16 protein-coding genes are annotated in these 17062 nt (G+C 39.4%); 2 read left to right on the forward strand and 14 right to left on the reverse strand.

What is annotated here, in order from left to right:
* Positions 1–36: 36 nt before the first annotated feature.
* Entirely contained in the window at positions 37–1770 is a 1734-nt protein-coding gene (locus DI060_RS07500; RefSeq protein WP_108975290.1) for a SpoIIE family protein phosphatase, read from the forward strand.
* Here DI060_RS07500 and DI060_RS07505 read toward each other — a convergent pair.
* The 9 genes from DI060_RS07505 to DI060_RS07545 form a co-directional block, all read right to left on the reverse strand.
* Positions 1767–2891: a hypothetical protein gene (locus DI060_RS07505; RefSeq protein WP_108975292.1), complete on the reverse strand. Its 1125-nt coding sequence runs from the start codon at positions 2889–2891 to the stop codon at positions 1767–1769. The two genes, DI060_RS07500 and DI060_RS07505, sit on opposite strands and share 4 nt — an antisense overlap.
* 84 nt (positions 2892–2975) lie before the next feature.
* Positions 2976–4460: a hypothetical protein gene (locus tag DI060_RS07510; RefSeq protein WP_135355014.1), complete on the reverse strand. Its 1485-nt coding sequence runs from the start codon at positions 4458–4460 to the stop codon at positions 2976–2978.
* Positions 4447–6879 carry a FecR family protein gene (locus DI060_RS07515; protein WP_108975296.1) on the reverse strand — a complete coding sequence of 811 codons (2433 nt, stop codon included), beginning with the start codon at positions 6877–6879 and terminating at the stop codon, positions 4447–4449. Before DI060_RS07515 ends, DI060_RS07510 begins: the two co-directional genes overlap by 14 nt.
* A 2-nt stretch (positions 6880–6881) precedes the next feature.
* Entirely contained in the window at positions 6882–8879 is a 1998-nt protein-coding gene (locus DI060_RS19310) for an adenylate/guanylate cyclase domain-containing protein (protein ID WP_108975298.1), read from the reverse strand.
* A gap of 98 nt (positions 8880–8977) precedes the next feature.
* On the reverse strand, positions 8978–9451 hold the full coding sequence (locus tag DI060_RS07525) for a tetratricopeptide repeat protein (RefSeq protein ID WP_108975300.1): 474 nt from the start codon (positions 9449–9451) through the stop codon (positions 8978–8980).
* Positions 9452–9537: 86 nt separating this feature from the next.
* A complete protein-coding gene (locus DI060_RS07530) occupies positions 9538–10596 on the reverse strand; it encodes a CapA family protein (RefSeq protein WP_108975739.1) in 1059 nt (352 codons plus the stop codon).
* A gap of 132 nt (positions 10597–10728) precedes the next feature.
* The gene (locus DI060_RS19315) at positions 10729–10950 is read right to left on the reverse strand and encodes a DUF1289 domain-containing protein (RefSeq protein ID WP_108975302.1); all 222 of its coding nucleotides are present in this window, start codon (positions 10948–10950) and stop codon (positions 10729–10731) included.
* Positions 10922–11296: an Mpo1-like protein gene (locus DI060_RS07540; protein ID WP_108975304.1), complete on the reverse strand. Its 375-nt coding sequence runs from the start codon at positions 11294–11296 to the stop codon at positions 10922–10924. Before DI060_RS07540 ends, DI060_RS19315 begins: the two co-directional genes overlap by 29 nt.
* Positions 11293–11880 (reverse strand): TetR/AcrR family transcriptional regulator, encoded by a 588-nt coding sequence (locus DI060_RS07545; RefSeq protein WP_108975306.1) that lies wholly within the window; start codon positions 11878–11880, stop codon positions 11293–11295. The genes DI060_RS07540 and DI060_RS07545 overlap by 4 nt, the downstream gene beginning before the upstream one ends.
* A 343-nt stretch (positions 11881–12223) precedes the next feature.
* On the opposite strand from DI060_RS07545, the gene DI060_RS07550 reads away from it, so the two are divergent.
* The gene (locus tag DI060_RS07550) at positions 12224–12763 is read left to right on the forward strand and encodes an outer membrane beta-barrel protein (protein WP_108975308.1); all 540 of its coding nucleotides are present in this window, start codon (positions 12224–12226) and stop codon (positions 12761–12763) included.
* A gap of 9 nt (positions 12764–12772) precedes the next feature.
* Here DI060_RS07550 and DI060_RS07555 read toward each other — a convergent pair whose 3' ends face one another.
* From DI060_RS07555 to DI060_RS07575, 5 genes are all read right to left on the reverse strand, one after another.
* Positions 12773–13438 carry a TetR/AcrR family transcriptional regulator gene (locus DI060_RS07555; protein ID WP_108975310.1) on the reverse strand — a complete coding sequence of 222 codons (666 nt, stop codon included), beginning with the start codon at positions 13436–13438 and terminating at the stop codon, positions 12773–12775.
* A 33-nt stretch (positions 13439–13471) separates the two neighbouring features.
* On the reverse strand, positions 13472–14326 hold the full coding sequence (locus tag DI060_RS07560; RefSeq protein WP_108975312.1) for an acyl-CoA thioesterase: 855 nt from the start codon (positions 14324–14326) through the stop codon (positions 13472–13474).
* Between the two features lie 219 nt (positions 14327–14545).
* Positions 14546–14914 (reverse strand): hypothetical protein, encoded by a 369-nt coding sequence (locus DI060_RS07565; RefSeq protein ID WP_108975314.1) that lies wholly within the window; start codon positions 14912–14914, stop codon positions 14546–14548.
* Positions 14911–16476 carry a GMC family oxidoreductase N-terminal domain-containing protein gene (locus DI060_RS07570; RefSeq protein ID WP_108975316.1) on the reverse strand — a complete coding sequence of 522 codons (1566 nt, stop codon included), beginning with the start codon at positions 16474–16476 and terminating at the stop codon, positions 14911–14913. The genes DI060_RS07565 and DI060_RS07570 overlap by 4 nt, the downstream gene beginning before the upstream one ends.
* Positions 16476–17021, reverse strand: coding sequence for a hypothetical protein (locus tag DI060_RS07575; RefSeq protein ID WP_108975318.1), 546 nt, complete (start codon positions 17019–17021; stop codon positions 16476–16478). The genes DI060_RS07570 and DI060_RS07575 overlap by 1 nt, the downstream gene beginning before the upstream one ends.
* Between the last annotated feature and the right edge of the window lie 41 nt (positions 17022–17062).

Here is a 17062-nt window from a genome sequence, read left to right on the forward strand (position 1 = left end):
TCGACTCTGCCTTCAACTTGTGATAGGCTATGCCACGTGAAAATTTTCCTCCAACCGAAGGCACTGTTTTGGACTGCACTTCTCACATTCGGTTATGTCATATTTTCCAAAATAGGCTTTCAACTAGCCTTTTTAAACAGCCAAGTTTCTCCTGTCTGGCCTCCGGAAGGCATGGCACTGACAGCCCTTCTCCTGCTCGGTAAAATTTCTATCCCTGGGATTTTTCTAGGAGCAAGTCTTGCCAACTACCTAAACAACCCCCATCTGCCGACTGCGCTTTTGATCGGGATTGGGAATACCTTAAGTTCTTCTCTCACCTATTATTTGTTAGTGCGACTGACAGGACAAAGAGATATTCTATATTCAACGAGAGGACTCCTTTATTTTTTAACCTTTTGCACGATACCTGGTTCTCTTTTGTCGGCAGGCATCGGAGTGACTAGTCTTCTCGTCTATGGATTTTTACCCTACGAAGTGTATTGGAATGTGCTCTTCACTTGGTTTTCTGGAGAAATGCAAGGTTTTCTAATCGTAGCACCTTTGTTATATGTTTGGCTAAACCCTGAAGAGGAAATGAAAGTCCGATGGTACAAAAAAATTGAACTTTTTCTTTGGTGTGTGTTGGTTTATCTTTCGGGCCGAATCGCATTCTCCGATGAATTGCCATTACTATTTTTGCCCATTCCTTTTGTTATTTTAACAAGTCTGCGCTTCCAACAATATGGAGCAACTTTATCAGGTGCAGTTCTTTCTTTCACAGCCGTTGTTCAAACAATCCAGGGCATAGGCGTCTTTGCTCGGAAAAGTGAAGGTTCCATATCCATCAATGATTCCCTGATCTTTTTAGATGCGTTTCTCTTCAGCGTAAATGGGATTGCCTTCTTTTTGGTAACTGCATCGAAAGAAAGAGAGCGCGCTCAAAAACATGCCCTCGAATCTCTTGAAATTTTAAATCGCTTGAAAGAAATAGCAAATGAGGAACTTGAGAGAAAAGTTACAGAACGTACTCTGGTGATTGAAGCACAAAAAGCGGAAATCGATAAACAATTAGACATTGCGAAACGGATCCAAGAATCTCTTTTCCCTGCAAAACCAAGCGATTTAGAAAATATTGAAATCAGTTTTCGAAATGTTCCTATGATGAAAGTGGGAGGAGATCTTTTCGATATCATATGGAACAAACAAGACAAAGAAATTGGAGTGTTTATAGCAGATGTTTCCGGACATGGGATACCCGCTGCCTTTTTGTCTGCTTTGATGAAGATGGCATTGGACCATTGGAGAAGACATCCCAAGGAAGTAATAGAAAGCTTGGAACACATTCGCACACAACTTTCAAGCAATTTAAAGGATCATTTTATTACTGCTAGTATGGCTCATATTGATTTAGATACTGGCAAGTTAATATTTGCACGTGCTGGACACTTCCCTTTATACATCATAAAAAAGGATGGAAGCCTCATCTCTCTGCGTCCGACAGGTAGATTGATAACTCCTTTCTTTCCATTGCTCGCAAAATCAGAACAATATGAATTAGAATCCGGTGATTTGATCGTGCTCCTTACCGATGGTTTAACAGAAGCCTCACCACAAGAAGATGCAAAGATGTTTGGGGAAGAAAATTTCCTTCAAATCATAACAGAAAAAAGAAAAGAAAGTTTGGATGATATTCGCAATTATGTATTTCAAAAGGTGCTTGATTATTCCGGAGGTATAGACCAAATCCAAGATGATTTAACTCTTGTCTTGATGAGATATAGTCGAGCTTAATAAAAAAATGTATACCGTAAGTCAACTCTCATCTGGTTTTTATCTTGCGACCTGATGTGCAGATTTGGCTCTTCATATCTAAATCCCATTTGAAAGTTGTTCGATTGGTTAAGGTCTTTTGACTGATGCGAATACCCAGTATAAAGAATATGAAGTAAAGAACCTAAGTAGACTATACCCATAAGGTTTATGGATTGCCTTACTTTATTTTCCCTTTCTTCTAATTTAGAAAGTGCAATCTCTTCAATAATACTTGTCGTGAAAAAGGGGATTTGGTTCCCAGAGGGATCGAGTGCTCGGATGGCTTGCCAATTCTCTTGGTTGCTCTTAAAATCAATGTAATCTAAACGATACTCTCTGTACTCTCGAAGCGTATTGAAAGCAAATAAACCAAAAATCGACATATAAGCATAGGCTGTTTTCTTTTCTCCTATGTAGTAATGACCCCATCCAGGCAGCAAGGCTTGCCGCCAAAACATTGGCCATATATTCTTTTTCAAATCATCTACAGGTTTTGCCGTCTCGGATACATGCGTCTCCGCTCTAGGATCCTCCCAAGTGGCTGTTTGTTTTCCCACTATGGGAACCTCGATTGGATCAAAATTAGGATTTTCTAATGTAACTTTATAATTCTTTTTCCTATCAACTTGCTCCTGGTTAATTGAAACTACACTGACCTTGCCATCGCGACTTGTTTGGATCTCTGCGGGTATTTTTTTCCCATCCTGAATGACAAAAGCTTTGGTGCCCTCGTAGATGTTTTCTCCATTAAAAGTGATCTTGTCTACATTTCCTTCCGATTGCACTTCTGAAGTGGCACTGGTCACAATAGGCAGTGCCACAGGGCGAATTTCGAGCTCGTTCCAACCCGACCACTTTTCAATTTTTTTGAATTTGTTTAGGACGGCGACTCGGTATAGGTACTTTCCTTTGCTTAATTTTATGCGGACACTTGGCTCTTTTGCATTTTCAAATATGGTTTTTCCATTTGCATCTTTAATCTCGATCGTATAACCAAACGCAGATTCTATGGGTGCCCATTTTATGACATGGTATGCCTCTGCCCCAAGATTTGTGGCAAAAATACACAAAATTAGCAGTATTTTGGATAGCAAACTCATGTGAATCAAATGTAAGGATACATTGACTAAGTCTCTGGATTTCCGTTTTTTAGCGAGAATGATTTAGAGAAATTTTGCTATGATTTAGAAATAAAAATTCAATCTTATGTCAGCTCTAACTTGGTTCCAGTCGAGAGGGCGAAAGCTATAGACTTGATCATCGGGTCTGATCCCAAAGAAAAAAGAGGTTTCACCGCCACCAATATACCGTTTTAGGTGAGCCGATAGCATAATATGCAAAATGGAAGTAGCATAGATTGCTCCAACTGCGCTTAGAGATCGATTCACACGCGCTTCTCGGTCTTCAATCTTTTGCGTTTTCGTATCCATCAAAATTAAAAAGAAAGGGCTGCTTGGGTCTAAAAGAAAGCCGCCCTCACTTAAATCTTTTTCTGTCCGATAGCTGGATGACTCTTTCCGATAAAGATAATTCTGGTAGGCTAAATTGCTTAAACTAGCAGCCATTAAACTATAATAAAAATAAGCCGTCTTATGATCTCCTACCGCATCGTGTCCCCAACCAGGCAAAAGGATTTGTCTACCCAACATTTCCCAAAATGTCAACTTCCGAGTTCCTAAAGAATTTTTCGTACCAGTATAGAGAATATGCAGTAATGCTGTTGAATAAACCGCTCCTACGCCTACAAGGGATTGGTTCACTCTTTGTTTTTGTTCTTCCAGCCGCGATTCTCTTGTATCCATATAGAATAAAACGGCTGGTTGGAATGGTTCTGTTGCAAAGCGTAGGCCTTCTGAAATATCTTCTGCCGTTCGAAAACTACCTTCTCTGCGAACCAAACGGGACTCTTGTACGCCTAAATTGATGAGAGAGCCTCCCAATAGACCATAGTAAACATAGGATGTCTTTTCATGCCCCGCATATTGATGGCCCCAACCGGGTAGTACGGCTTGTCTCCACAGCATAGACCAAAGTGATTTTCCTGACTCCGGAGAAAAATCTTGGTCTTCTTTTTTTTCTAGTGTGAGCTTTCCTTCCGTATCCTTTTTCTCAACAAGTTCTCCAGGTATCAGAACCTCTATGGGTTCATACTTTGCGTTTGTCAAAACTACCTTATGATCTTTTGTTGGATCAACTAACTTCCGATCAACGATAACTATACTTGTCTTGCCATCTTGAGTTGTTTCAACTTTGGCTGGAATTTTTTTTCCGTTTTGAATCACAAATGCTTTTGTGCCTTCATAGACATTTTCACTTGTAAAGTATATCTTTTCTTTTCCACCTTCTGTTGTGACACGGGAACTGTCCTCGTCAACGACAGGAGCCGCGAGAGATTTCACTTCTAGATCATGCCACTCAGACCATTTTTCAACCGCGCTTAATTTATTTAATACACCTACACGGTATTGGTAGACCCCTTTGTTCATTTTTAAAGTGACTTCGGGTTTCTTTGTTTTATAATTTGTGACTTGTCCCTTTGGGTCCTTAAGTTCAACTGAATACGCAGATGCTGATGGAATTCCTTTCCAACGAATGGTGTGAAACGACTCTGCAAAGATAAATTGAGGTGCAAGCCCAATCAGAATGACTAGTAATCTAATCTTCTTCATATTGAACATCCGGTGATAAAATCTCAATATCCTCTTTGATCGCATCTAGTTCTATTTTAAAGGTTCCGGAGGTTTCCGGTCCATTCTCCTGATCGGTCAATGGACTCACTGCCCATCGAAAGGTCTTTCTATCTAATAAATCTAATTTACTAAATCGGAAGTCAGACTTGGAAACCGTAGTATTATAAATTTCCTTTTTGTTGTCATAAAGGCTAAACTTATACTTTTTAATACCTGGGATAGGACTCCATTTAAATAATATCTCATTTGATTTTGAAATATTGATAGATTGTGCCTCTAGTGGTAGAAGTAAAGTGACAGAACGTACGTCCTGAACATCATTTTCTCCTTTAATCTCTTTTCCTTCTAGGATGAACTTGGAGCGTGTTTCTTTACTTTTTTCTCCACTACTTGCAATGCCAAGAACAGACCATTCCATGGGACCAGAAAAAGATTCAATTTCTTTTATATCCAATTTATACTCATTGCTCGTGAGTATTTTGGAATGAATCTCTTTTGTCTGGTCGCCGTCTTTTACAAACAGTTTGAACTCATAGCTACTGGTATTGCCCTTACTCCATTGGAAAAGAAGTGGGGCCTGTGCTAGTTTGACTTTTGCATTCACTTTTGGCGCGAATAAACGAATCGGTTCTGGTGCATATCGTACGGAAAAATTAGAAACATTGGAATTTAGATAGCTCTCGGAAGAATTGGAAAGCAAAGCTACCTTCCAATAAAAGGTTCCGTCTCCAATTTCCTTTATCACTAATCGATGATTTTCTGTAGAACTTGTTTTGATGACCTTCTTAAAGTCAGGATCTTCTGCAATTAGCAATTGGTATTTCCCTTTGATGGGAAGTTTTTCCCAAGAGAAGACCAAGCCCTTCTCTTTCAAATCCACGTCAGAGAGACTTATGTTTGGTTCAGGAGAAAACGTTTTGATCGAATTAATATCTTTTACCTCAAAGTTAGAAACTTGAGACAAATCGGTATCTTGCCCATCTTTTGTTTTTCCAAGAACACGCCAATAGTAAATCCCAGCCGATAAACTTTCTTTGAGTTCAAGGAAGTTGGAGTTGAGAGATTTTTTTTGCAAAATGGAATCAAATTTTAAATCTTTGGACAATTGGAATTCATATCCCGAAAGACTTTGGTCTCCAGACCAGTTGAAAAAGAGACCCTTTTTTTCCATTAAGATCGAATATACCACTGACTTGGGAGAAGGGTTAAATAAAACTGGTGGTTTCGCTTTTTTTGGATCAGTAATTTCAAAACTTTGAATATTCGAATATAAGAATTCATAAGAACCAGAACCAGTTGGGAGATTTGCACCAACTCGCCAATAGAATTTCCCTTTAGGTATTTCCATCGAAAGATAATTTACCTTTGTAACAGATGATTTCAGATTCGAATTAAAATCTGGGCTTGGGGAAACATCTAATCGATAATTGGAAGCGAGATCATTCTTTGTCCACGAAAAACTTACGTATGCATTTTCTACGGGAACTGCAAGAGTATATTCTTTGGAAGGTGAAACGAGTGTAACTGATTTGTTTTGGTAAATGGTAACTTTACGAGTAGGGCTTAAGTCATTGCCCGCAGAAATTCGCCAGTAGTATGTGCCCTCTTTCAAAGGAAGAGAGACTTGTTTGTCATTTGTCTTTTTGCTTTGTAGCCCTGTTTTAAAATCGGAAGAGGACGCGATTTGAAAGGTTACAGTTTGTACATTTGTATCCTTTGAAAATTCGAATGATACAGGAAAAGTATTGGATTGAGAAAAATAGCGAGTATTATCCGCAGGACTAACGAGCTTTAATTCAACTTTTTTGATCTCTAATTTGCCATTGTCTGCTCCCAATGAAGCCTTCTGGTCTTGGCCAATCTTTTGTCCACTCCCTCCAAAGGAAAAAATCTCAGCGACACCTTTTTCAACCGTTACATCCAATCCTTTATTCTCAGTCTTGGATAACTTAACGTCCCCGGCTCCAACAGCCACGGAACTATCGCCAGATTTAATTCGTAGATTAGAACTCCCTGTTGCCCCTTCTGTTTTGGCGGAAACGGAACCATAGGCGAAGTCGATATCCGTTTTTTCGTCCTCCAAGTTGAGAAGGATCATACTGTTTTCACTCAAATTGATTTTGGTACCATCATTCAATGTGATTTCTGCATCTGCTTCCGAAGTCGTTCGAATGGAATCCCGATTTCTGAGAGGAAAGTCTTTTTCTAAATCCTCCCATACGACATGGCTTGCATACTTTCTCTGTACTGTTTTGTTCTTAAAGGTAATGGTTCCAATGACCTTTTCCCCTTCTACGTTGATCCTTTGGTTAAAGTCTTGGTAGAGCAAAAAAGAAAGAAAACATAGCACTGTTATCTGAAATAGAATCCAAAGTTTTTCGCTGAGACTGAATGCCATAATTATTTGTGAGTCCTAGTAAATACTCCATCCCATCCAGATGCAGGTGGGGATTCTTTGTACTCTTCACAGCGCTCAATTAACATTAGAGCTGCCTTATCTTTACCAAATTTTTGCGCCTTGATTTTAATGGCTTCGTTTAAGGTTGTAATTGCTTTTGCAAAATTCTTTTTTAAATAAAGTTCAAACCCTTTTTCATACGCTTCAGCACTTTCTTTGATGATCGGATCGACTTCCGAATGTGAGGCAATGAGCTCAAACAATTGCACCGGCTCATTTTTTCCTTTCACTCGCACTAAATCAAGACGTCTTGTGAATAGTTCAGATTCAATTCTAGATTTTGTGGATTCACTGATAAGAATGTTAACACCGTAATCCTTTCCCGCTGCTTCTAAACGCGCTGCTAAGTTCACCGTATCGCCCATCATAGTATAAGAGGCCAAAGCGTCTGTCCCCATGAAACCAACTTTAGCTGGTCCTGTATTGAGACCAATCCGTGCATCCATGACCCGAGCTTCTTCCGTATATAACTGATTTGCTGTCCAATAAGCTCGCAAATCATTCAATTTGCGAATCATATCTATAGATGCCTTTGCAGCCTTCAAAGGGTGATTGTCTACATCTACTGGTGCATTGAAAATCCCCACAATCGCATCACCTATGTACTTATCTAGAACTCCATCATATTGTTTTAATATGATGGTCATAGCAGATAAGTATTCATTTAACAAAGCCGCCAAATCTTCTGACTTTAACTGCTCACTGATGGTGGAAAAGCCTGCAACATCCGAAAAGAATGCAGTAATTTGTTTTTCGCTACCACGTTTAAGCGCAGCCATATCAATCATTGCTTCTTGCACAACTGTTGGATCGATCATGTTTCCAAGGATACTTTTCACCTTTTCCCTTTCTTCCAAGCCTTGCGCCATGCCTATGAATGAGTTGGTCAAGACACCTACTTCATCTCGGGTAGACGGACGGATTTTTACATGGAAGTCACCACCTTCAATTTGTTTTGTGGCAGAAACAAGTCGGATGATAGGAGCCGAAATGGTTCGGGAAAAGAAAAATACTATGATGACGGATACATTTAAAATAATGAGAAGTATGTAGATATTTCTTCTCTGGATATTGTAGACAGCTAAAAATGCATCATCCTCCTTTACGGTTGACACAACTCCAAGTCCAGCAAGGCCCATTTTTTTATATGAACCTAAGTAGAACTCACTCTCACGTTCATACCGTGTTTGGCCATTGTCTACCTTACTTTCCAATAAGGATTTCACAATCGGGAACTCTAACATACTCTTTCCAGCTAAAACTGCATCTCGATCAGGGTGAGCAAGTAGGTCCGCTTTTTCATTGATCAAATAAGTGGTTGTGATCCCGGATGACTGGAATGCTTTCAAAAAATTTGCCGCATCCATGTAGAGAAGTACTAACTGACTCTGGCCAGGCCTTCCGTAAGGTATGCTCAATCCCAAACAGGGACTTAAACAACTAGGGCTAACATTGAGCACAACCGTAGCTCCATCGGCTGATCTTCCAAATTCATCTCCGAACACACTGTTCATTTGTAAAAACGTTTCTTCGGAAAGATTGTTTTCTTTTAAAAATGTTTCATTGACGATTTTATTTTTGATTAGTAAGGAGTCTCCCCTCTTTTCCGCAATCGCCATGTAGATAAAATCTTCATTATTTTTGAAAAAGAGATCTGTTAAAAGTGCAGTTTGTTCTTTCCGCAGTGATTGGTCCAAAATGATGGCCATATTATTGATTTTGTAGGCAATGGAATAAAATTCATCTTCCACTTTTTGGCCGATCACATCTACCAATTGTAGATTTGTCTCTTGGATTCTTTTTTCAGAATCATCCTTAAAAAAGGAAGACGCTAACAAAATCATTGTTGATAGTCCAAAGATAATGATGAAGGAAATAATGCTGATGAGCTTGATCCGAATCGTCCAGCGTGAGGGTTTGAATTCAGATTGATGATCCATGAATGCTCCTTAGAACTTTAGTCGAACCAATCGTTTGACCAGCTATATTTTAAATAAGCGTAGGATGAATGTAAAGTAGATTGTGATTCGAGATATTTTTATTTGTAGTGATAGTAATGATTGGGATCAGCCCATTTGGCAGCTTCCTCATCTCGTAACTTCTTTAGAAGAAGTAAATCTTGTTCCGATTTTTTATGTTCTCCTAATTTTTCGTATACCTCGGCACGTAACTCAAGAGCAGGCTCAAAGTCTTTTTGGATGTGCAAAGCTTCATTGCAGTATTGCAGGGCATCTTGCAAATGTTTCTCTTCATGGCAAATCTCCGCGATGAAGAAATAGGCACCTGCCGTAAAACTAGGATTCACATGTTTGAGGTATTCCTTCATCAAGTCCTTGGCCTGAGACTTCTGGTTCATACGAGAAAGAATCATCGCTTTCTCTCGCAAGGCATGTGGGAATTTGGGGTCAAGGCTTAGGATTTGGTCCAAAGTATTGAGTCTAGTTGGTAGGTCTTGGTGGTCGATGCTTTCATAAGCATTGTATAATCTTTGTATCTCTTCGCGATGGGGCATAGTACACTCCAAAACGCTGAAAGTATAATTTGATGCGAAAAAAAGGACACCTTTTTTTTGAAAAAATGTCCTTCTGGAGAGTTAGCTCAACCAGGAAGGGCTTCGGTAATTTTGCCCACATTGCCTTCTTCGTCAATGGTAAGGGGAGAATTCGGAAAATCCTCTTTACTCAATTGCCGGATGAAACGGATGCTTTTTTTCTCAGGGTCGGGGAAAGGAATGCCTGGATCTTTCATTAAGACGGGGTGGATTTTCCCTGATACAAAGCCGCCTTGTTCATCCACAAGAACTTCCAAGACCAAGGACAAACCATTGTCGCCCTTGGAGGAAAGAGAGCGGTAACCCATAAAGTTCCCCAATGAATAGGCAATCAAACGGTCCTTGTAAATTTCCATCCCTCTCGGGACATGTGGGCCATGCCCCAAAACCAAATCAGCTCCCAGATCAATCATGCGATGTGAGAACTTTACCATATTGCCTCGGTTCTCTCCTAGAAATATCTCCTCTGCATCAGGAGTGTGGATCGCGTTTGCCTCTGCTCCTGCATGGATCGAAAGAACCACAATGTCAGCATTGGCAACGGCTTCTTTGACTAAAACCTCTGCTTCCTCCATCCTCGTGATGGAATTGTGATAGGTTTGGTAACTAAAACCGATAAAGGCAATCTTTTTGCCTTTTTTGTTCAGGTATTGAATGGTATTCTTTCCACCTACCGCCAGAATCCCTGCTTGGTTTAAGTTACGAAGTGTATCCAAAAAACCAGCTTCTTTAAAATCATAAGAGTGGTTATTCACAACACTCATTACATCAAAGCCAACTGATTTCAGTAAGTTGGCATAGGCAGGTGGGGTGCGAAAAGCATAAGTGTTGGGCCGAGAGACATCCTTGCCCGAATGTGGGTATTCTGTAAGTGTACTCTCAAAATTTCCAAACAAGATGTCGGCTCCGGATAGAGTTTCTTGTATGGCAGCAAACAATCGCTTTTCATCATCGATCAATTTGTTTTCGGGGTAATTTGTACCAGGAATGGTATCTCCTACTGCCTTAAAACTGATATTCTTGCTTTCTATTTTTTCATCTTTCGATTCAAAAAAAGGAAGAATGGGACTCGTTTCTTTGGAGTCAGAAATCTCTTTGGTTTGCATTTGTGTGGTTCGGCATTGCGCGAAAATAAGGAGAATGCAAATAGAAACTATGTATTTCAAAAATTTTGGCTTAAGGAGCATACAGAAGTTAAGAAAATGTAAGGAGCTCTCTTTGGCAAATTTTATATTCGATCACAAAAAAGAATTCTTTCGACGAAATGCACACAAGTCTATGACTTTGCTTTTTTCTTCCGGAGAGTAATACTTCCATTCTTTTTTTTCAAACCGCAATAATCCACAATTAGGGCATTGTTTATTTTCATTTTTAAAATCGCAGGCATCAATACAGGGTGAATCATATATACCTTTCAGTTTTTGTTTCCATTCAACGAACGGATTCTTCGTTGTTTTCATGCAATTTTCTCCGAGAAAAATAGAAGACCAATTGAAAAGTAATGATATGGTTCGCTATGACAAACCATAGGTTTGGATAATCCTTACGATTGATCCTAAGGTCTCCAACCTCCTCATTCCTTTCAAACAACCGATGGGCAAGTATACCCGGTAGACCGTGGATGATTGGAAAACAAACAAGCATTATAGGATGAAGGTAAAAAGTGGCGAAGGGAATCCATACTAGACCCATCACTGTCCCTATAACATGGAATAGTACGGTCCGAGGATCTCTGTGTTCTGGCAAATACACTTCATTGTAAAATGGATAGAAACGGGAGCGAAATGATTTAGGCAAAAGATTCATACAATCCTTCCTTCAGGGTATTTACTTGCCAGGCCAGCTAAAAAGATGGAAACGGCTTCTCTGAAACTCACTTCAGGCTTTTCTGGGAGTCCGAAGGATTTTTTTATTTCAAGAGACAAAATGCCAAATATAAGTGCCCGATAAGAACGACTAACAGAGAGCAATCTGTCTTCAGGGATAGAATAATCTCTAAATAGATCTTGTAAAAGTTTTTGGGAACGGTTCCGTAAACTTGCCAACTCCTTAGGTTCCTTCTCTCCTCGGAAGAGACTTGCTTGGAATAATCCAGGTTGTTTGACTGCAAACTTTCGGAGTAACAAGGCAAGGTATTCCAAACGGGCAGAAGAATTTGCACGTAATAGTGTTACCTCTTCCAAGAGCTCTGAAATCTCCTGAAAACAGAATAGACTTATATGGATTTTTAAATCTTCGAAACTTTCAAAGTGTTTATAGAGTGCGGCTGAGGTAATCGATAGTTGGTCTGCAATTTTTTTGACACTCAAAGAATCCCATCCCTCTGCGTTTGCAATACCCACCGCCGTTTCCATAATCCTTACCTTAGATTCTGAAATTTGGTTAATCATATTAACCAAATAGTTAATAACATTAACCTGCGTCAAGTTTTTTAAGATGGGCTTGGCTTAGGTTTTGAATTTTTTAAAAAGTTGCGATATTGAAAACTTAGAGTCGTTTGGAGGTAAAATGCTCCAATTTCCGGGATATCCAGTGCATTCTCTGTGACACAAAGCAAATTTTGTCAAAGAATTCGTTAGGAAGTTAAAATTCGGATTAAATCGATGTAAAATGTAAATAGCATTAACTTTGTCAATAAATTACATTTGTAGCAATCTTTATTAGAAATCTAAATAAAATCGAACTTTTGTTTTTTTTCATTTACCAAAAAATATCTACGCGTATAGTAACTGTATGAAACCTTTTTCTATTTTTTTATTGCTTCTTTTTTTGATCTCTTTTAGCCTTTCGGCGGAGGGCCCGAGTCCTAAAGCTAACTATCTTGACCTCCGATTGGGGGCCGTACAAATCGAAAACAAAACTCAACCGCTTGCATTATTGTCATATGAACGGATATTAGGAGAGTCATTTTTAATTGGACTCTCTGCCCAGTACATTCGGATCCAAGCCGAAAAAGACGAAAATCGATTTGGTTTCGCCAGGTCTACAGAGATTTCAGTTGCAACTGCCACTTTATCTCTAGGATACCAGTTTGCCATTGGTACGGACTGGAAACCATACATACGGTTATTAGGTGGAGGTGGCCAGTTGACTGGTTTTGGAAGAGGAGCAGACCTCTGGCAATATGGCATCGGTCTAGGAACTCGTTACTTTATGACAGAAAGTCTTTATCTAAATCTGGAACTATCGGGGAGCCGCTACCAATTTAGAGAGGATAACAAAATATATACGGATGCACCTCAATTAAATTTAGGTATAGGGTATCATTTCTAAATCCTACCATCACTTAAGCCCTTTGTACCAGATATTCACCATTGTCTGGTACAATTTTTTATGCGAGCCCCATGGAAATTCACCTACCGTTACCAAAGAATGGCAAACCCCTTGCACTAGGATAACCATTGACCGAAGGATATCCATCTCCGATAAATCCTTTCCAATTTTTCGTGATTGTTTTTCCCATACGACCACCTGGATCAACCTCTCAAGGTAAGATTGGATCAGGGGAGAATCCACAAAGAACCGATCCTCTTCCTCTTCTTCAATATAGTCAGGATGCAAATAGACGATCTTATACTTATCTGGGTGCTTAAGCCAAAATTCTATATTTCCGATGACAATTTTTTTGATGCGAGAGTCAGATTCAGGTTTTTTGAGATCCAGATGTTTTTCAATGGAACGAATCAATGCCTCAAAGATATCGACCCATAAGTGATGGAGTAAGGCTCTTTTGTTTGTAAAGTAACGATAGAAGACCATAGGAGAATAGTCGAGTTCCGCCATCAAGGTACGTATGGAAAGAGCCTCGTAACCTTTTTTGAGGACTGTCTTTCTTGCGACCTCTAAAATCTGAGCTCGGACAAATAGATCCTTCTCCTTACTCGGAGAGGATGAGCTCTTGGATTTAGAACGGGAGGATTTGGACCTTGGATTTTCTTTCTTTTGCACCTACCAACCATAGGGCAAAGAATTTTGTTTGTTTCAAGGAGATTTTAGAAAGCGATGGATCAATTCGTCTGGTATCCTACGTGGAGCCATTCTCGATGGTGAGATCGCAAGCATTGTTTCTTTGACTGATAAAAATGGCTTTGCCTCATTTCCCTGGAAGAATAACTGCTGCAAGGTGCAGGCTACTTTTTTATAATCGGAAATAAAGGCTTTTACCTGAATATTTTGACCTGGGTAAATCTTGGATGTTTCGATGAGGTTACTCTCTGTAGTGAAAAAAATACAATCCATCTCTTTTGCGGCTTCTAAACTCAAACCCATTCCTTCACTAAAAAGCCAACGAACTTCCTCCACAAGTTTAAATAACTGGTGCAATGGATAGGCATGGAATCCATTTCGATCGGAAGTATTTGCACGCAAAGAAAACTCCAATACATTACTCTCCGGATTGAGCTCGGTGTTCTGCTCTCGGATGCGCAATTCATTATTTTTCTCGGCATAGAACTGAATCAAATCTCTGTCTTTTGCTTCAAACTCTTCTAAAGAATCTACTCTTACAAGTTTAGCCGCTAAGTCGCCCGATTCCAGCTCATAAATAAGATGATTCCATTGGATCTTGCCATTCTCAATCCAATCACATGTAGTTTCAATTTTTAGAATTTCATTCCATGTCCTTTGTTTGAGAAATTGAAAATGTGATCCTTTGTGTTGGAGAGCAATATGGTTTTTGATCAATTTTTTTATGTCAATTCCCATTTTGCTAAGTGTTTGCATTCTCGCATCTTCAGCAAAAAACTCATAACGAGAACCATTCACATGTTCGTTGTAGTCTATATCTCCAATGCGTGTCACATAATGGTTCGTGTAGTCTTTTCCCAATTCATTCATGGAAGGAGCACTCTTTTGTTTTTTAAATGATCATATGCAAAGAATGAGAAAATTCTAATACAGGCCGCTACAAGCAGTAAGAGTAGGAAAGGAATATAATGTTCAGCTTTGAAATTTGTTTTTGGAAAGACAACCTTCGAAAGCAGGCATAAAAAAAATACAGACCATCATGGTATCCAATATTTATATACGCGTATACATTAAGTGATAAAAAAAATTTCATTTTTTAACCGCTTCCCTTCTGTAGGTGTAGAGCCCAGAGATCAAATAGATAATGAGTAAAACAGGCAAAACAGTAAAAAATACATTTGGTGTACCTCTCTTAATATGCAACAGAGGTAATATGATTGAGACAATGAGATTTGGAATGAAAAATGCAATCCAGCGTTTCTTCCCTTCGAAACGATTTAAAAGAAATTCCAAAATAACTGTATACACAAAAGAATTGATTAGAGTAAAACTTCCTTGTGTAATAGCTGCTTTTTTTGCATACTCAGAACCAAAATTTGCATTCGCAAAATAAGCCCAAGTACTCCAAAGACTGGTAAAAACAACAGCACTCAATAAACTTCTAAGTAGTATCTTCATGTAAGTCTTTCTTTTAAAAAATCAGCTAAACGCATGCTAAACGCCATAATTGTAAAACTTGGGTCCACGGAAGGTCCTGTTGGAAAAACAGAAGAATCAGCAACATAAAGATTTCTAAATCCATGGACTTTGTGCTCAAAATCAACAACTGATACTTTTTGATCCTCACCCATACGGCATCCTCCAAAAGGGTGAGGGGCCGCCATGAGTAAAGAATGAGGAGGCAATTCTTGGGAATCTAATCTGGAGATTTCATCAATGGATTTCATTTCGATTCCTGTAACTGTAGCAACCAGAACCTTTTTGGCGCCCACCTTAAAGTTGAGAATCACTTGTTTTTTCAAAAGATCTAACATTTGTTTTCTGGTCTTTTTTCCATCAGGTGCTTGCACCAATCTCTTTTTACCATCCATTTCTACCCGACCCAGTTCATCGGAAAAATCATCAATCCACCCGATAGTTCCTCCGACTTGTTTGTAGGAGCGCATCCATTCAAAATGCTTTTCGCCAACGAAAGGAATCATCGAAGCAAATGTTCCGGGCTGGAGTTGGTTTGCCATGAGCATAAATCCTCCTTCCGTATATTCGTTCTTTTCGTTAAATCTCGCTAATCGGAACTCGTCTATTCCAAAGGCTGCGGGTATATTTCGGTAAGTGATCATACTTTCCTCAAACAAGGCGTGTACCATCGGTGAAGCATTCATTCCAAAATATTCGCCTAATGCTGGTAAATTTTGTTTCCAACCTTGTTTCAAAAGTAGAGCTGAGCTTTGGAAACCACCTGCTGCCACGACATAAACATCTGCGAGAATTTCGATTGTCTGGCCGTTCTTTTTGCCTTTAGCTCTATCGATTACTGATGCTTTCAACGAATTTATTTTCTTCGCTTTTTGCCCATCCTCTGTTCCAAAAACATCTGCTTCCAAATCAGCAAAGATACGCCCACCGACTTGCATAAACTCTTCAATATGAGTTACAAGTTGAGACTGTTTTGCTCCAAAGGCACACCCCTGCATACAATGGCCGGACTTTTGGCAATTTTTTCGGGCTTGGGGAACAGGGTGACCCGACCAAGAGAGTCCTTGGGAAGCCAATTTCATTTTCTGATTCATTAAATTATAATATTCTTTTTTAGGCTCATGGACATTGAGTCGCTTTTCTAAAATATCCCAGTATGGATTTAAGTCTTTGGGGCCATGGTGTTTGATGCCAAATTTCTCTTGCCAACGCACCAAACGATCCTCAGGCGTACGATAACTATCAGCCCAGTAGTGAACAGAGGCACCTCCAACATTGTTCCCGTATACCAAATTCATAGAGTATTGGGTGTCCATTTGCAGATTTCGCTCTGCGGAGATTTTCCCCGCCATGTTTAACTCCCAATTGTCAAAACTAGAAGTTGGGTAATAGCCACCTTTCTCAATGATGATCGTATCGATACCCGATTTTTGTAACTCTAGTGCAAGGGTAGCTCCTCCACATCCAGAACCAATGATACAAACCTTTGTTCTGATCTCACTCACTTGGGGATAATCCTTCCATTCGAACAAATATTTCATCATTAGCCCCTCACCTGTTCTTTGTAATAGGCTCTTGATTCTGAGATTTTTTCCGGAAATGCGGCAAATGGACCTTCATACTGTATATCTTTCCAGGATTCCTTTTGTCCGTAGTGGACTAGATAACATAACATTCGTAAACTAGAGAAAGCTGCCCTTACAGACAGGTTTTTGCTTTGGATCCCTTTTTGGATACATTCTAAGGCCTCCTCCCGTTTCAGCTTTGAAAATGAGGACCAATAACCCAAGACCCAAGGATAAAATTCAATTAGAAGTATGGCGCTGTCAAATTCTGACTGAATCGATTCATTTACAAAATAAAGCTCTTCATCCACTCTCTGGATGACAGAATTGCGATAATTAGGCTGTTCCATGTAGCCAAGAGGTAAAAGTGCCGAAAGATACACCCATATTACCTCAGATTGAGTTTTAGATAAAAATAAGGTTTTTAGCCGCTTACCCAAATACGGACTTAGGGCAAAGTAAAGTCCCAGGGCACCAAAAGAACCAATCAGGAATTTTTTTCTCGATATAGACCGCGTCACCATTTCCTGACTATAGAATATACGCGTATATTTTTCAAGCAAAA

Source organism: Leptospira ryugenii (assembly GCF_003114855.1).
GTDB lineage: Bacteria > Spirochaetota > Leptospiria > Leptospirales > Leptospiraceae > Leptospira_A > Leptospira_A ryugenii.

Bases quoted from the DNA above. Each gene is read 5' to 3' on its own strand.
- DI060_RS07515 (WP_108975296.1), bottom strand. From the start codon at position 6,879: ATGGCATTCAGTCTCAGCGAAAAACTTTGGATTCTATTTCAGATAACA.
- DI060_RS07505 (WP_108975292.1), bottom strand. From the start codon at position 2,891: ATGAGTTTGCTATCCAAAATACTGCTAATTTTGTGTATTTTTGCCACA.
- DI060_RS07530 (WP_108975739.1), bottom strand. From the start codon at position 10,596: ATGCAAACCAAAGAGATTTCTGACTCCAAAGAAACGAGTCCCATTCTT.
- DI060_RS19310 (WP_108975298.1), bottom strand. From the start codon at position 8,879: ATGGATCATCAATCTGAATTCAAACCCTCACGCTGGACGATTCGGATC.
- DI060_RS19315 (WP_108975302.1), bottom strand. From the start codon at position 10,950: ATGAAAACAACGAAGAATCCGTTCGTTGAATGGAAACAAAAACTGAAA.
- DI060_RS07510 (WP_135355014.1), bottom strand. From the start codon at position 4,460: ATGAAGAAGATTAGATTACTAGTCATTCTGATTGGGCTTGCACCTCAA.
- DI060_RS07575 (WP_108975318.1), bottom strand. From the start codon at position 17,021: ATGGTGACGCGGTCTATATCGAGAAAAAAATTCCTGATTGGTTCTTTT.
- DI060_RS07565 (WP_108975314.1), bottom strand. From the start codon at position 14,914: ATGAAGATACTACTTAGAAGTTTATTGAGTGCTGTTGTTTTTACCAGT.
- DI060_RS07540 (WP_108975304.1), bottom strand. From the start codon at position 11,296: ATGAATCTTTTGCCTAAATCATTTCGCTCCCGTTTCTATCCATTTTAC.
- DI060_RS07560 (WP_108975312.1), bottom strand. From the start codon at position 14,326: ATGAATGAATTGGGAAAAGACTACACGAACCATTATGTGACACGCATT.
- DI060_RS07525 (WP_108975300.1), bottom strand. From the start codon at position 9,451: ATGCCCCATCGCGAAGAGATACAAAGATTATACAATGCTTATGAAAGC.
- DI060_RS07545 (WP_108975306.1), bottom strand. From the start codon at position 11,880: ATGATTAACCAAATTTCAGAATCTAAGGTAAGGATTATGGAAACGGCG.
- DI060_RS07550 (WP_108975308.1), top strand. From the start codon at position 12,224: ATGAAACCTTTTTCTATTTTTTTATTGCTTCTTTTTTTGATCTCTTTT.
- DI060_RS07570 (WP_108975316.1), bottom strand. From the start codon at position 16,476: ATGATGAAATATTTGTTCGAATGGAAGGATTATCCCCAAGTGAGTGAG.